We start from the raw sequence: 14,945 nt of genomic DNA, 5'->3' as shown, positions 1-14,945 counted from the left end.
CAACGGTTGGCACCCACCCATACCTGCCTCTTAGAAGATATCGAACGCGGCGGCGTCGGCCTGCGGCGTATTGAGGTTCAGGTCGTAGTCGGTCAGGCGATCCATGTCTTCCACCTTCACCCACTCGGTCGCGCCGTTGAGCGTGGCCTGGACCATGCCGCTGGGCGGCTCGTTCTGCGCGATCGGGGTGTCCTTCAGCGCGGTGCGCATGTAGTCGATCCAGATCGGTAGGGCGGCCTTGCCACCGTACTCGCGGTAGCCCAGCGAGCGGAAGTCGTCGCGGCCCACCCACACGGTGGTCACGTACGGGCCGCCGAAGCCGGAGAACCAGGCGTCGCGGTGGTCGTTGGTGGAGCCGGTCTTGCCGCCCACGTCCTCGCGGCCGAGCACCTTGGCCTGCACGCCGGTGCCGCGCTGGACCACGTCGCGCATCATCGACACCAGCTGGTAGGCGGTGCGGGCGTCGATCGCACGCGGAGCGGTGCGGGCATCGGGGTTGGCCGGCGCGGCCGGGGTTTCGGTCTTGGCTTCGGCCTTGGCCGCAGCGGCCGGGGCCACCTTCGGGGCCGGGGCGCCGAAGTTGAAGCCGTCCACCACCTGGTTCACCGGCTGGTCGCTGCTGCCGGCGCAGTCGCGGCAGGCCAGCGCCGGGTTTTCCTTGAACACCAGATTGCCGTCGCGGTCATTGACCTGGTCGATCAGCCAGGTGTCCACGCGCGAGCCGCCGTTGGCGAACACAGCGTAGCCACGGGCCACCGACAGCGGGGTCAGCGAGGCGGTACCCAGCGACATCGACAGGTTCGGCGGCAGTTCGGATTCGGCGAAACCAAATTCGCTGATGTACTTGCGCGCGTAGTCCACGCCCATGCCATCGAGCAGGCGCACCGAGACCAGGTTGCGTGACTGCACCAGCGCTTCGCGCAGGCGCATCGGGCCGCGGAAGCCGCCACCGTCGTTCTGCGGGGCCCAGGTCTTGCCGCGGCGGTCGCGGAACACGACGGGCGCGTCGAGCACGATCGAGGCCGGGTTGTAGCCCTTGTCGAAGGCCGCGGCGTAGATGAAGGGCTTGAAGCTCGAACCCGGCTGGCGACGGGCCTGGGTGGCGCGGTTGAACTTGTTGCCGGAGAAGCTGAAACCACCGACCAGCGCCTTCAGGGCGCCGTTGTGGGCGTCCAGCGAGACCAGCGCGGACTGGCCGCGCGGGATCTGGTCCAGCAGCCACTCACCTTCCTTGGCACCGGCACGCACGCGCACGATGTCGCCGCGCTGCACCAGCTTGCCCGGGGTCTTGTTGGTCCACTTGGCGGCACCCGCCGGCAGCACGATCTCGCTGCGGTTGGCCAGCACCACGGTGGCGCTGCCATCGGCGCCGGTGCTGGCGACGATCGCCGGCAGCAGGCCGGCCTGGCCGTACATGCCGCGCAGGTGCTCGGCCAGGGCGGCGGCGTCTTCGCCGGCACCCACCTGCACCTGCTTCTCCACGCCGTGCCAGCCGTGGCGGTGGTCGTACAGCAGCAGGCCGTCGCGCACCGACTGGTTGGCGGCGGTCTGCAGGGTGGAGTCGATGGTGGTGGTGACGTGGTAACCCTTGTTGACCACATCCCCGCCGAAGCGGGCGATCATTTCCTGGCGCACCAGCTCGGCCACGTACGGCGCGTCGACCTGCACCGGCGGCTCATGGGCAGTGGCATGCATCGGTACGGCCTTGGCCGCGTCGGCCTCGGCCTGGCTGACGAACTTCAGGTCGGCCATGCGCTGCAGCACGTAATTGTCGCGGCGTTGGCGGGCGCGCTCCGGATTGGAGATCGGATTGCCCGAGGACGGGAACTTGGGGATGCCGGCCAGCGAGGCCATCTCGTCCAGGTCCAGCTCGTTCAGCTTCTTGCCGTAGTAGAACTCGGCGGCGGCGGCCACGCCGTAGGCGCGGTTGCCGAAGAAACTCTTGTTCAGGTACAGCTCGAAGATCTCGTCCTTGCTCAGCTCGGACTCGATCTTCCGTGCCAGCAGGATCTCGGCCAGCTTGCGGGTGTAGCTGTACTCGGAGCTGAGGAAGAACTGGCGGGCCACCTGCTGGGTGATGGTGGAACCACCCGGCACGCGCTTGTCGTTGGTGGTGGCCAGCAGCCACACCGCACGGCCGATGCCCATGTAGTCCACGCCGCCATGCTCGTAGAAGCGGGCGTCCTCGGTGGCCAGGAAGGCCTGCTTCAGGCGCTCGGGCACGTCCTTCATGGTGATCGGGGTGCGCCGGGTTTCGCCGAACACCGCCATCAGCTTGCCGTCGGCAGCATAGACGTACATCGGCTCCTGCATTTCCACGTCGCGCAGGGTCTGCACGTCGGGAAGCTTGGAGGACACAGCGTAGTACAGACCGCCCACGGCGGCCGCGCCGATCAGCGCCAGGACCAGGACAATCAGGAAGATCCAGCGCAGCCAGCGGCGGAGTCGAGTCATCGGGTTCAGATTCCGATTGCGAATTTCGTGGTCGCAGAGTATAGATTACGCAAGGTGGCGGCTGGGGTCGGCACCGGGGAGCGCAAGGGGAACAGTCAGGGGCTGCATCGTGAATCCGTGAGGAACTTCACAGCAGGGCCGTTGCCATTTGCTAAGAATACGTTATTAATGCTCGGGCGCAGGTCTTGCGTCCAAGTGCCCGTCGGCAGGGGAGAAACCGTGGGGCTCATCCCAAAAAGTCAGTCGCCGCTTGTAGGCGTCGACATCAGTTCGACTGCGGTAAAGCTTTTGCAGCTGTCCCGCAGCGGCAATCGTTTCCGTGTGGAACATTACGCTGTGGAACCTCTTCCGCCGAATGCGGTGGTAGAGAAGAACATCGTGGAAGTGGAGGCCGTGGGTGAGGCCATCCGCCGTGCCATGAACCGTTCAGGCAGCAAGGCCAAGCTGGCCGCTGCCGCCGTCGCCGGGTCGGCGGTGATCACCAAGGTGATCCCGATGCCGGCCGAGCTCGACGAGAACGACATGGAAGCCCAGATCGAGCTGGAAGCGGTCAACTACATTCCGTACCCGATCGAGGAAGTGAACCTGGACTTCGAGGTGATCGGGGCGATCCCGAACAACCCGGAGATGGTCCAGGTGCTGCTGGCCGCGTCGCGTTCGGAGAACGTGGAACTGCGCCAGTCGGCCCTGGAACTGGGTGGCCTGCAGGCCAAGGTGATGGACGTGGAGGCCTTCGCGGTCGAGAACGCCTACGCCCTGGTCGCCAGCGAGCTGCCGGTGTCCATCGACGGCGTGGTCGCGCTGGTCGATATCGGCGCCACCATGACCACCCTCAACGTCCTGCGCGGCGGCCGCAGCCTGTACAGCCGCGAACAGGTGTTCGGTGGCAAGCAGCTGACCGACGAGATCATGCGCCGTTACGGCCTGAGCTACGAGGAGGCCGGCCTGGCCAAGCGCCAGGGCGGGCTGCCGGAAAGCTACGAGATGGAAGTGCTGGAGCCGTTCAAGGAAGCCACGGTCCAGCAGATCAGCCGCCTGCTGCAGTTCTTCTATGCAGGCAGTGAGTTCAACCGCGTTGATCACATCGTGCTGGCCGGCGGCTGCGCCGTGCTGGGCGGGCTGCCGGAAATGGTCGAGGAGCAGCTGGGCGTGCCGACCGTGGTCGCCAACCCGTTGGCACAGATGACCCTGGGCCCGAAGGTGAACGCGCATGCGCTGGCCCAGGATGCCCCCGCGCTGATGATCGCCACCGGTCTGGCGCTGAGGAGCTTCGACTGATGGCACGCATCAATCTATTGCCCTGGCGCGCCGAGCGGCGCAAGCAACGCCAGCGCGAGTTCTACGCAATGCTGGGCATGGCCGCGATCGGTGGCCTGCTGCTGTCGCTGCTGATCTGGTTCTATTACGACCGGCAGGTGAGCGGCCAGATGGACCGCAATGCCTATCTGGAAGCCGAGATCGAGAAGGTCAAGGAACAGAACAAGGAGATCGACCGCCTCGATGCGCAGAAGGACCGCCTGCTGGCCCGCAAGAAGGTGATCGAGGAACTGCAGGCCAAGCGCTCGCAGATGGTCCACCTGTTCGACGCGTTGGTGCGCACGATTCCTGACGGCGTGGTGCTGACTGCCCTGCAGCAGGAGGGGGACATGCTCACCCTCGAGGGACGCACCCAGTCCAATGCACGCGTGTCGGCTTACATGCGCAACCTGGAAACCTCCGGCTGGATGACCAACCCGGAGCTGTCGATCATCCAGGCCAGTGCCGGCGACAAGACTGCAGCCGGCCCGGTATCGGACATCAAGGCGCTGCCGTACATGTTCAAGGTCACGGTGAAGCTGCCGGCGCAGAGTGAAGAGACAGGCACTGCCGGTTTGAACGCGGATGGCAGCGTGGCGGCCGCCCCGGCTGCGACGCCCGCCGTGGCGCCGCTTGCCGCCGGCCCCGATGCGGCGGCCCCGGCTGCTGCACCAGCACCGGCCCCGGCCCAACCGGCGGCGGCCCCGGCCGCAGCACCCGCCAGTGCACCGGCGCCTGCACCGGCCAAGCCGAACCAGCCCGCCGCCCCGGCTCCGGCCGCCAGGCCTGAGGGCAGCCGCCTGGCGCAGCCGCCGCAGGCCTCTTACGCGCCGCTGCAGGGGGACCGCGCATGAGCCAGAAAATCGATCTGAAGAACCTGGATTTCAACGACATCGGCAACTGGCCGCAGAAGGCCAAGATCGTCTTCTGTTCGTTGCTGGCCCTGGTCATCATGTTCGTTGCATGGATGCTGCTGATCAGCGGCAAGCGCGATGAACTGGCCAGCCTGGAATCGAAGGAAAGCGATCTGCGTACCGAGTTCTCCAAGCAGCAGGAACGCGCGGTGAACCTGGGGCCGCTGAAGCAGCAGCTGGCACAGATGGAGCAGGTGCTGCAGCAGATGCTGCGGCAGCTGCCCAGCAAGACCGAAATGCCGGACCTGATCATCGACATTTCGCAGACTGCGCTGTCCAGCGGCCTGACCAGCCAGCTGTTCGAACCGGAACAGGAGCAGGTCAAGGAGTTCTACGCCGAGAAGCCGATCAAGCTGAAGATGGTGGGCAGCTACCACCAGTTCGGTGCGTTCGTCAGTGGCGTGGCCTCGCTGCCGCGCGTGGTGATCCTGACCATGCACGACATCAATCTGAAGCCGGCGGACAAGGCTGGCGGTGGTTCGCGTGCCGGTGCGCTGGAATTGTCCGGCACGGTCAAGACCTACCGGTATCTCGACGAAACCGAGGTGCAGGAACAGCAGAAGGCTGAAGCCGGCAAGGAGGGCAGCAAGTGATCCGTTCCTTCTTTGCACGCTGCGGGATGGCCGCTGCCGTATTGCTGCTGGCCGCTTGCGGCCGTGGCGTGACCAGCACGCCGGGCGACGCGCCGAATCTCGAGAAGTGGGTGGAAGGCGAACGTGCCCGGCCGGCGCAGCCGCTGGAACCGTTGCCTGTGATGCAGCAGTTCGAGACCTTCGAATACTCCGCGCAGGGCCTGCGTGATCCGTTCACCGATGCCTGGACCAATCCGCAGGGGAATGGCGGATTGCGGCCGGATCCGAACCGGCGCAAGGAGCCCCTGGAGGGCTTCCCGCTGGACGCACTGGACATGGTCGGTACCATCGGCACCGGCGGCGGCACCGTCGCACTGGTGATGGGGCCGGACAAGGTGACCTACCGGGTGCGCCCGGGCGGTTACCTGGGGCAGAGCGACGGGCGGGTCACTGCGGTCTTCGAAGACCGTGTGGAGCTGATCGAACTGGTGCCGGATGGCGCGGGTGGCTGGCTGGAACGGCCGGCAACGCTCTCGCTTGAAGATCAATGATCGTTTACTGGGGATAGCACGATGACCTTTCACCAAGCCAAGGGGCTGCGTCCCAACCGGCGCTCTACCTTGAACCGTGTCAGCGCGTTGGGAGTCGCGCTGATGCTGGCCTGCGCTCCGGCGCTGGCCGCCGCACCGGCGGAGAAGCCGGTGGGCACCACCGTCGCACCGGCCGCGGCACCGGCCGGCCTGTCGGTGGCCAAGATCGATTTCAAGCGCGGCGATGATGGCGCGGGCCGCCTGATCGTGCAGTTTGACGGCCAGGGCGCGATCCCGGACCTGCGCACGCAGGGCAACAGCGTGGTGGTCGACGTGGGCAATGCCCGCCTGCCGGCCAACCTGCAGAAGCCGTTGAACGTCGTCGACTTCGCCACGCCGGTGCAGCGCATCGACGCCAAGCCGTCCGGCGCCGGCACCCAGCTGGTGCTGAGCACCGGCGGTGCGGTGGAGTCGCTGGCCTACCAGAGCGGCAACGAATACGTGGTGGAGATCAGCGCGCGGCAGGCTCCGGCCGCCGTCGGTGCAGTGACCGCCGGCAGCGTCACCCAGGCCGCAAAGGCCGTCGGCCAGCGTGGCTTCACCGGCAAGCCGGTGACCTTCAATTTCCAGGACGTGCCAGTGCGCACTGTGCTGCAGTTGATCGCCGAAGAGTCCAACCTCAACGTGGTGGCCTCCGACTCGGTGCAGGGCAATGTGACCCTGCGCCTGGTCAACGTGCCGTGGGACCAGGCACTGGACATCGTGCTGCGTGCCAAGGGCCTGGACAAGCGACGCGATGGCAGCGTGATCTGGGTCGGCCCGCAGGCCGAGCTGGCCAAGTTCGAGCAGGAGAAGGAAGACGCGCGCATCGCCATCGAGAACCGCGAAGACCTGGTGACCGATTACGTCCAGATCAACTACCACAGCGCCACCCAGATCTTCAAAGCCCTGACCGAAGCCAAGGGCATCGGCGGTGGTGGCGGTGGTGGCGCAGGTGGCGGTGGTGGTGGGTCGTCGCAGGAGGAGAGTGGCTTCCTGTCCGGCCGTGGCCGCATCGTTGCCGACGAGCGCACCAACACGCTGATGATCAGCGACATTCCGAAGAAGATCGCGCGCATGCGTGAGCTGATCAACGTGATCGACCGCCCGGTCGACCAGGTGCTGATCGAAAGCCGCATCGTGATCGCCACCGATACGTTCGCGCGTGAGCTGGGCGCGCGGTTCGGCATCAGTGGCAGCCGCGACAACGCCTACTTCAGCGGCAATCTGGAAGCCAACGAGGCAACCCGCAAGTCGCAGGTCGAAGCCAATGCGACCAACGCCAAGGCCTACCGCGACTGGCTGGCCGGTGGCAGTACGGGCCCGGCGCCGGTGCCGGTCGGCTCGGCAATCACCCGTGGCCTGAACTGGGCCATGCCGGCGGCGTCCACCAACCCGGCAGGCTCGCTTGCGCTGTCGATCCTCAATGCCGGCTACCTGCTGGACGTCGAGCTGTCGGCCATGCAGGAGGAGTCGCGTGGTGAAGTGATCTCCAACCCGCGCGTGGTCACCACCAACCAGCGCGAGGCCCTGATCAAGCAGGGTAAGGAAATCGGCTATGTGACCATCAGCGCCGGTGCGGGCGGTGTCGCTACGCCGAACGTGCAGTTCAAGGAAGTGGTGCTGGAACTGAAGGTCACCCCGACCATCACCAACGACAACCGCGTGTTCCTCAACATGCAGGTGAAGAAGGACGAAGTGGACCGGCTGATCCAGCTGGAAGGCTATGGCACCGTGCCGTCGATCAACCGCCGCGAAGTGAACACCGCAGTGCTGGTCGAGGACGGGCAGACCGTGGTCATCGGTGGTGTGTACGAGTTCACCGACCGCAACAGCATCAGCAAGGTTCCGTTCCTGGGCGATGTACCGTTCCTGGGCAACCTGTTCAAGAAGCGTGGCCGCAGCAAGGACAAGGCCGAGCTGCTGGTGTTCGTCACCCCGAAGGTGCTGCGCGTGGCCAGGCAGAACTGAGCCAGCGAACCCGCGACACGAACAAGGGCCGCCATGTGCGGCCCTTCTTCGTTCATGCCGGACGTAGTCCGCGGATGATCCGGTAGATCCACGCCATGCGTGGAGGAGAGGCCCGTTCAGCCGTTCTTGATGCCAATCGCAGGGCACCCTGCGATGATGTGGGGAACCCGTGCCGTCCCGCGCCGGTCAAAGGCCCCCATGAACCTGCCACCGCCGATGCCCGAAACCGTCTCGCCGCCGCCCGCGCCGGCCGCCTCCCGCCTGCATGGCGCCTTCAACCAGTTGCGCGACGCGCTGTCGGCCGAAATCGTCGGCCAGGCGGCTTTGGTCGAACGCCTGTTGATCGCATTGCTGGCCGACGGGCACCTGCTGGTGGAGGGCGCCCCGGGACTGGCCAAGACCACGGCCATCCGCGCACTGGCCTCGCGCCTGGAGGCGGATTTCGCCCGCGTGCAGTTCACCCCCGACCTGCTGCCGGCCGACCTGACCGGCACCGAGATCTGGCGCCCGCAGGAAGGGCGCTTCGAATTCGTACCTGGCCCGATCTTCCACCCGATCCTGCTGGCCGACGAGATCAACCGTGCGCCGGCCAAGGTGCAGTCGGCGCTGCTGGAGGCCATGGGCGAGCGCCAGGTCACGGTTGGCCGCCACACCTATGCGTTGCCGCCGCTGTTCCTGGTGATGGCCACGCAGAACCCGATCGAGCAGGAAGGTACCTTCCCGCTGCCGGAAGCGCAGCTGGACCGTTTCCTGATGCACGTACGCATCGGCTATCCGGACCAGGCCGCCGAATCGGAGATCCTGCGGCTCGCCCGCGAGCGTGCCCGTGGCGCCCTGGGCGAGGCGGCACCCGCACCGGAGAAGCTGCCGATGCAGGATGTGTTCGATGCCCGCCGCGAAGTGCTGGACCTGCACATGGCGCCGGCGCTGGAGCGCTACCTGGTCGAACTTGTGCTGGCCTCGCGTGATCCGTCGCGCTATGACGCCGGCCTCGGGCGCCGCATCGCCTGGGGCGCAAGCCCGCGTGGTTCCATTGCGTTGGAACGCTGCGCCCGTGCACGCGCCTGGTTGGCCGGCCGTGACTTCGTCACCCCCGACGATGTGCGTGCGGTTGCCGCCGACGTGCTGCGCCATCGCGTGCTGCCCAGCTACGAAGCCACCGCCGAAGGCTGGGATGGCGAACGCCTGGTGCAGGAGCTGCTGGCCCGGGTGCCGGCACCCTGAGCCCGCGCATGACCGATCCATCCCTGGAAGCCGCATCCACCGTCAGTGATGGCGACGGACTGCGCCCGCACCTGTCCGAACTGGTAGCCCTGCGCCGGCTGGCACAGCGGCCGCCGCCACGCCGTGGCCGTGCCGGCAACGCCGGGCAGGCGCCGTCGCCGCTGCGTGGGCGTGGCATGGAGTACGCCGAGTCACGCGAGTACGTGGCCGGTGATGATGCACGGCATATCGACTGGCGCGTGACCGCGCGGACCGGCCGTGCCCATACCAAGCTTTTCCAGGCCGAACGCGAGCGGGTCAGCCTGATCGTGGCCGATACGTCGCCGGCGCTGTATTTCGGCACCCGCGTGCGATTCAAGTCGGTGCAGGCGGCACGCGCGGGCGCCGTCGCCGCGTGGTCGGCGCAGCGTCGCGGTGACCGCGTGGGTGCCCTGCGCGGCAGTGACCGCGAAGCGCCGATTGCACCTGCGGGTGGGCCGCGTGGTGTACTGCGTGTGCTCGACGCACTCACCCGCTGGTACACACAGCCACCCGCCGACGATCTCGGCCTGGAACGCGCGCTGGACCATGCCGCCCGCGTGCTGCGCCCCGGGGCGCGCATGCTGGTGCTGGCCGATCCGCAGCAGGCCGCGCGGATTCCCGTCGTGCGCTGGAGCGCGCTGGCCCAGCACCATGACCTCAGCCTGGTGCTGCTGGTCGATCCCCTCGAACTGCAACCGCCCTCGGCGGCCCTGCAGTTCCAGACCGCGCAGCAGCGCATTGGCCTCGACCTGCGTCGCAGCGAGGTGCAGGCGCACTGGCAGGCGCACTTCGTCGAACCACTGCAGGCGCTGCGCCGCCAGCTCGGCGCACGCCGCGTTGACGTGCAGGTGTTGTCCACCGATGCGCCCAGCGACGCCTGGTTGGCACCACCGGTAACCGAGGTGCCGGCATGAGCGCCAACCTTCCGCTGCGCGATGTGCAGTTGCCGCCGGCACCGTCGTGGTGGCCGCCGGCCCCCGGCTATCTGATGGTCGGTGGCGCGGTGTTGCTGGTGATCCTGGCGCTGGCCCTGCTGTGGTGGCAGCGCCGCCGTCGTCGCCAACGCTGGTTACAGGCGTTCGACCAGGAGCTGGCCACCACCGCCGATGCCACCGCGGAACTGGCGGCGATCGCCGGCCTGCTGCGTCGCGCCGCGCGACAGGCACAGCCCGGCAGTGAATCCCTGCGTGACGATGCCTGGTGGCAGCGCGTGGATCCGAAGGGCACGTTGCCGGATGCGCGTCGCAGCCTGCTGGCCGAAGGTGCCTATCGTCCCCGCGTGGACGCCAGCGAAGTGGCGGCCGTGCGTAGCTGGGCGCGCGAGCGCTACCTGGCGATGCTGCTGGAGCGCCGCCGATGAACCTGCTGGCGAGTTACTGGCCGTGGCCTGACCTGCAGCTGGCGTGGCCGCTGGCCCTGCTGGCGTTGCCGCTGCCACTGCTGATGCGCTGGTGGAAGCGTCGTGCCGATCCCGGCGCTGCGCTGCGCGTGCCCTATGCGGCGACGGAACTGGAAGCGCTGGCCGGTGGCGGCCGCGTTGATGTTTCGTGGCTGCGTACGCTGCTGTTGTGGCTGGGCTGGTGCGCGCTGTGCGTCGCACTGGCTCGCCCGCAACAGCTGGGCGAAGCGATCACGCCACCGCAGCAGGGCAGGCAGATGATGCTGGCCATGGACGTGTCCGGCAGCATGGGCGAGGGCGACATGGTGCTGGGGGGGCAGGCGGTGGATCGCCTCACCGCAGCCAAGGCCGTGCTGGCCGATTTCCTGGATCGTCGTGCCGGCGATCGCATCGGCCTGCTGATCTTCGGGGACCGCGCTTATACGCTCACGCCACTCACTGCGGACCTGGCCAGCGTGCGCGACCAGCTGCGCGACAGCGTGGTCGGCCTGGCCGGGCGCGAGACGGCCATCGGTGATGCCATCGGCCTGGCGGTGAAGCGCCTGCGCAGCCAGCCGGAAGGGCAACGTGTACTGATCCTGCTGACCGACGGCGTCAGCAATGCCGGCGTGCTGGAACCGCTGCGTGCGGCCGAAGTCGCGCAGGCTGAAGGGGTGCGCATCCACACCGTCGCGTTCGGTGGCGATGGCAGCATGCGCTTCCTCGGTATTCCGATTTCCGCTGACCAGGACCCGGTCGACGAGGCCACGTTGAAGAAGATTGCCAGCCTGACCGGTGGCCAGTTCTTCCGTGCACGCGATACCGCGCAGCTGGCCGGCATCTACGCCGAACTGGATCGTCTGGAGCCGATCGCTGCGAAGGGGCCGAGCCTGCGCCCGCGCGAGGAGCGCTATGCGTGGCCATTGGGCTTGGCCTTGCTGCTGGGGGCATTGGCATGGGTGTGGCCGGAGCGCCGTCGATGATCGCGTTGGCATCCCATCTTCCCGACTGGAATGCACTGCACTTCCTGCGCCCGGAATGGCTGTGGGCCTTGCTGGCCTTGCCGGTGATTCTCGCCGTGGCGCTGTACCGGCAGCGGCGCAGCGATGCGTGGCGGCAGGCGGTGGATGCGCACCTGTTGCCGCATCTGCTGGCGGCCGGTGCTCGCCGTCGCGTGCGGCTGCCATTGGCAGTGCTGCTGGGTTGGACGCTGGCAGCACTGGCGATGGCGGGGCCGAGCTGGCGGCAGCAGGCACAGCCGATGTTCCAGCCCAGCGCACCGCTGCTGATCGTGCTGGATCTGTCCAGCCGCATCACTGCCACCGACCTGCCACCGTCGCGCCTGCTGCAGGCAAGGGCCAAGGTCGGCGAGCTCCTGCGCGCACGCAAGGGTGGGCAGGTGGGGCTGGTGGTGTACGCCGAAGATGCCTACACCGTCGCGCCGCTGACCGATGACGGCAGCAACGTCGCGCTGTATCTGGATGCCTTGTCGCCGGATGTGATGCCGCGTGATGGCCAGCGTGCCGACCGTGGCATCGACTGGGCCACGCGGCTGATGCGGCAGATCGCTGCACCGCAGGGACAGATCCTGCTGGTCACCGATCAAGCCGATGGTGAAGCTGCATTGGCGGCCGCGCAGGCACGTGGGCTCGGCCTGCAGGTGTCGGTGCTGGGGCTCGGTACACCGGCGGGTGCGGCGTATCGTGACGACAGCGGACAGATCCGCCAGGCTGCGCTGGACGAAGGTCGCCTGCGTGCGGTGGCCACGGCAGGTGGCGGTCGCTATGCGCGCATCACCGCCGATGGCAGTGACCTGCGCGCACTGGGTGTGCTTGATGCACGCGAAGGTACTGCGGCGCAGCGGCCCGGCGAGGGCAGGCAATGGCGCGATGAAGGATTCTGGCTGCTGCCACCGGTGATGCTGCTGGCGCTGCTCGCCTTCCGCCGCCGCGCGCTGCTGGCCGCAGTGCTGGCGGTGGGCCTGCTGCCATGGATGGGGGATGTGCAGGCGCAGGCAGCTCCAGCGCCCGCTTCGCCGCCATCGCAGGGCACGCTGTGGAAGCGCGCCGACCAGTTGCAGCACCAGCGCCTGGCCGACGGCGTGCAGGCCTACCGCGCGGGCGACTTCGCCACTGCGCGCAAGCAGTTCGAGGGCATCGACAGTGATGCGGGCTGGTACAACCTGGCCAACACGCTGGCGCGCCAGGGCAGCTACGACGAAGCCATCGCCGCCTACGACCGCGCGCTGGCGCTGCATCCCGGCATGGCCGATGCGGTCGCCAACCGTGCCGTGGTTGATGCCGCACGCAAGCGCAAGCAGTCGGGGGGGCAGGGCCAGGACCAGCAGAAACCGCAGCAGAACGGGCAGCAGAAGCAGCAGAACAATTCACAGGGCCAGCGGAACCCGCAGGGCCAGCAACCGCAGCAGGGTCAGAAGGATCAAGGACAGGGTCAGCCACCATCTCAGCAGGGCCAGCAGGGGCAGCCCCAGGCGGGTGACGACGACGCGCAGTCGGCGCCTCAGCCCGGCGAGCGTGGCCGCGATGGACAGCAGGCGCCACCACAGGTGGAGGATGCCAAGGCGCAGGCCCAGGCTGATGAGCAGCAGCGCCAGCGCATGCAGCAGGCGATGCAGCAGGCACGTGAGGGCAAGGGCGAACAGGATGGCAAACCCGTGCCAGGCAGTGACGGCACTACTCCGCGCCAACGCGAGGAGCAACAGGCGGTGGAGGCGTGGATGCGGCGCGTGCCGGATGATCCGGGCGCATTGCTGCGGGCCAAGTTCCAGCTGGAAAATGAACGCAGGAAGAGGGAAGGGCGATGACGCGGGCGATCAACATGCACGGGCACTGGCCCCGACAGGTACTGGCGGCGCTGCTGCTGTGGCTGCCGCTGCTGGCCTGGGCGCAGCCGCGCGCGTGGCTGGATCGCGACCGCATCGCGATGGGCGACACGGTCACGCTCAATGTCGAGAGCGACCAGGGCGCCCCTGACTTCACACCGTTGCGTACCGACTTCGACCTCAGCGGGCAGACCAGCAGCCGCCAGGTGGAGTGGAGCAACGGCAGCATGCAGCAGCGCAACCTGTATGGCGTGGCGCTGACGCCACGGCGTAGTGGTGCACTGGTGGTGCCGGGCCTGCAGGTGGGCAGCGTCCGTACCGCGCCGCTGACCCTGCAGGTGGATGCCGCTGCCGTGGCCGGCCCCGACAGCAATGCGGCGGCATTCATCGAAACCGTTGTCGATGACGAAACGCCGTATGTGCAGCAGAGCGTAGGCGTGGTGGTGAGGCTGTTCTTCGCCTCTCAGCTGGCCTCTGGCGAACTGGTGCTGGATACCCCGGCGGGTGCGTCGCTGCAGCGGGTAGGCGATGACCGCACCGATGTGCGGCAGGTCAACGGCCGCCGCTACAACGTGGTCGAGCGCCGCTTCCTGCTGATCCCCGAGCGCAGCGGTGCACTTCGGCTGGCCGGTGCGCGTTTCAGTGGGCGCAGTGCCGGTGGCTTCTTCGACGACTTCTTCGGCGGCGGCGACGGCCGCATGAATGCCACCGGCGCCGATCGCACGCTGCAGGTACAGACGCAACCGGCACAGGCGCCGCAGCCATGGCTTCCGCTGCAGAGCCTCCAGCTGCGCTACACCAGTGCGCCGACCAGCGCCCGTACCGGTGAGGCCGCCACTGTGGTGGTCGAGGCGATTGCCGAAGGGGCAACCCGTGCACAGTTCACCGACCTGCCGGTGCCGGATCTGGGCACCCATGCGCAGGTATTCGCCGAACCTGCGCAGTACGAAGAATCGTTCAATGGCAGCACGCCGCGGCTGAAGATCACCCGCCGCTATTCGATCGTGCCGCGCCAGCCAGGCTCGCTGGTGGTGCCGGGGCCGCGCCTGCCGTGGTGGGATGTGCGCGCAGGCAAGGCGCAGGAAGCGAAGCTGCCGGACCTGACACTGGCTGTCGCAGCCGGCAGTGGCGGTGGCAGTGCTTCACCTGCGCCGCTGCCGCCGATCGACACCGATGCTGCGCTGCCGGGTGGCGATGGCCAGGACAGCCGCATCGCCGCGTCCGATCCGCGCGCCAGCGGCCTGGCCGAACGCCCGTGGCCGTGGATGGGCGCGGCCATCGGACTGGCGCTGCTGTGGCTGCTGACCCTGTTGTGGGGCTGGCAGCGAGGCCGCCGACCGCGTGCGGCGACGCCTGCAGCCGGCAAGCCCTCTGTGCCGACTGTGACGCGCGGACGTGCCGGCCTGACCGAACTGCGCCGCACGCTGGATGGCGAAGGCTTCGATCAGGTGGAAGCGCAGCTGTGCGCGATGGCCGGGGTTGAGCGCATCGAGCAGGTCATCGCGCGGTTGGATGACCCTGGCCAGCGCCAGGTGCTGCAGGACCTGCAGCAGGCACGCTGGGGCGGGCAGGGCGACCTGGCATCGCTGCGCGCGCGTCTGCGCGAGGTCTTCCGTGACGGACCGCACTGGTCGGCGGCTACCGGCGCCGCTGACACTGGCCTGGCGCCGCTGTATCCAACGCGGCGAACCTGAACCGGCGCCG

The 14,945-nt window shown here is 67.9% G+C and carries 12 protein-coding genes; 11 read left to right on the top strand and 1 reads right to left on the bottom strand.

Annotated features, from left to right (window positions below; translation table 11 throughout):
• Positions 1-30: 30 nt before the first annotated feature.
• Positions 31-2,454 carry a penicillin-binding protein 1A gene (locus AC5P7E_RS10950; protein ID WP_005414349.1) on the bottom strand — a complete coding sequence of 808 codons (2,424 nt, stop codon included), beginning with the start codon at positions 2,452-2,454 and terminating at the stop codon, positions 31-33.
• A gap of 219 nt (positions 2,455-2,673) precedes the next feature.
• Between AC5P7E_RS10950 and AC5P7E_RS10945 the strand changes: the two genes are divergently transcribed.
• The 11 genes from AC5P7E_RS10945 to AC5P7E_RS10895 all read left to right on the top strand — a co-directional run bounded on the left by AC5P7E_RS10945 (position 2,674) and on the right by AC5P7E_RS10895 (position 14,935).
• A complete protein-coding gene (locus AC5P7E_RS10945) occupies positions 2,674-3,732 on the top strand; it encodes a pilus assembly protein PilM (protein ID WP_005410860.1) in 1,059 nt (352 codons plus the stop codon).
• Positions 3,732-4,604 (top strand): PilN domain-containing protein, encoded by an 873-nt coding sequence (locus AC5P7E_RS10940; protein ID WP_049396146.1) that lies wholly within the window; start codon positions 3,732-3,734, stop codon positions 4,602-4,604. The genes AC5P7E_RS10945 and AC5P7E_RS10940 overlap by 1 nt, the downstream gene beginning before the upstream one ends.
• On the top strand, positions 4,601-5,257 hold the full coding sequence (locus tag AC5P7E_RS10935) for a type IV pilus inner membrane component PilO (RefSeq protein WP_005410857.1): 657 nt from the start codon (positions 4,601-4,603) through the stop codon (positions 5,255-5,257). Before AC5P7E_RS10940 ends, AC5P7E_RS10935 begins: the two co-directional genes overlap by 4 nt.
• 26 nt (positions 5,258-5,283) lie before the next feature.
• Positions 5,284-5,787 carry a pilus assembly protein PilP gene (locus AC5P7E_RS10930; RefSeq protein WP_044571441.1) on the top strand — a complete coding sequence of 168 codons (504 nt, stop codon included), beginning with the start codon at positions 5,284-5,286 and terminating at the stop codon, positions 5,785-5,787.
• Positions 5,788-5,808: 21 nt separating this feature from the next.
• Positions 5,809-7,776 (top strand): type IV pilus secretin PilQ, encoded by a 1,968-nt coding sequence (locus AC5P7E_RS10925; RefSeq protein ID WP_005410855.1) that lies wholly within the window; start codon positions 5,809-5,811, stop codon positions 7,774-7,776.
• Positions 7,777-7,974: 198 nt separating this feature from the next.
• On the top strand, positions 7,975-9,000 hold the full coding sequence (locus AC5P7E_RS10920; RefSeq protein WP_005410854.1) for an AAA family ATPase: 1,026 nt from the start codon (positions 7,975-7,977) through the stop codon (positions 8,998-9,000).
• Positions 9,001-9,008: 8 nt separating this feature from the next.
• Complete coding sequence (locus AC5P7E_RS10915; protein WP_114619131.1) at positions 9,009-9,935, top strand: DUF58 domain-containing protein; 927 nt, start codon at positions 9,009-9,011, stop codon at positions 9,933-9,935.
• On the top strand, positions 9,932-10,381 hold the full coding sequence (locus AC5P7E_RS10910) for a DUF4381 family protein (RefSeq protein ID WP_012481140.1): 450 nt from the start codon (positions 9,932-9,934) through the stop codon (positions 10,379-10,381). The genes AC5P7E_RS10915 and AC5P7E_RS10910 overlap by 4 nt, the downstream gene beginning before the upstream one ends.
• A complete protein-coding gene (locus AC5P7E_RS10905) occupies positions 10,378-11,382 on the top strand; it encodes a vWA domain-containing protein (protein WP_005410851.1) in 1,005 nt (334 codons plus the stop codon). Before AC5P7E_RS10910 ends, AC5P7E_RS10905 begins: the two co-directional genes overlap by 4 nt.
• On the top strand, positions 11,379-13,223 hold the full coding sequence (locus tag AC5P7E_RS10900; RefSeq protein ID WP_060380748.1) for a VWA domain-containing protein: 1,845 nt from the start codon (positions 11,379-11,381) through the stop codon (positions 13,221-13,223). Before AC5P7E_RS10905 ends, AC5P7E_RS10900 begins: the two co-directional genes overlap by 4 nt.
• The gene (locus AC5P7E_RS10895; protein WP_012481138.1) at positions 13,220-14,935 is read left to right on the top strand and encodes a BatD family protein; all 1,716 of its coding nucleotides are present in this window, start codon (positions 13,220-13,222) and stop codon (positions 14,933-14,935) included. Before AC5P7E_RS10900 ends, AC5P7E_RS10895 begins: the two co-directional genes overlap by 4 nt.
• The last annotated feature ends 10 nt before the right edge of the window (positions 14,936-14,945 follow it).

Source organism: Stenotrophomonas sp. YJH_SMC_25 (assembly GCF_059369595.1).
The sequence above is the reverse complement of the archived record's forward strand: the minus strand, read 5'-3'. Positions and strand labels throughout refer to the sequence as shown.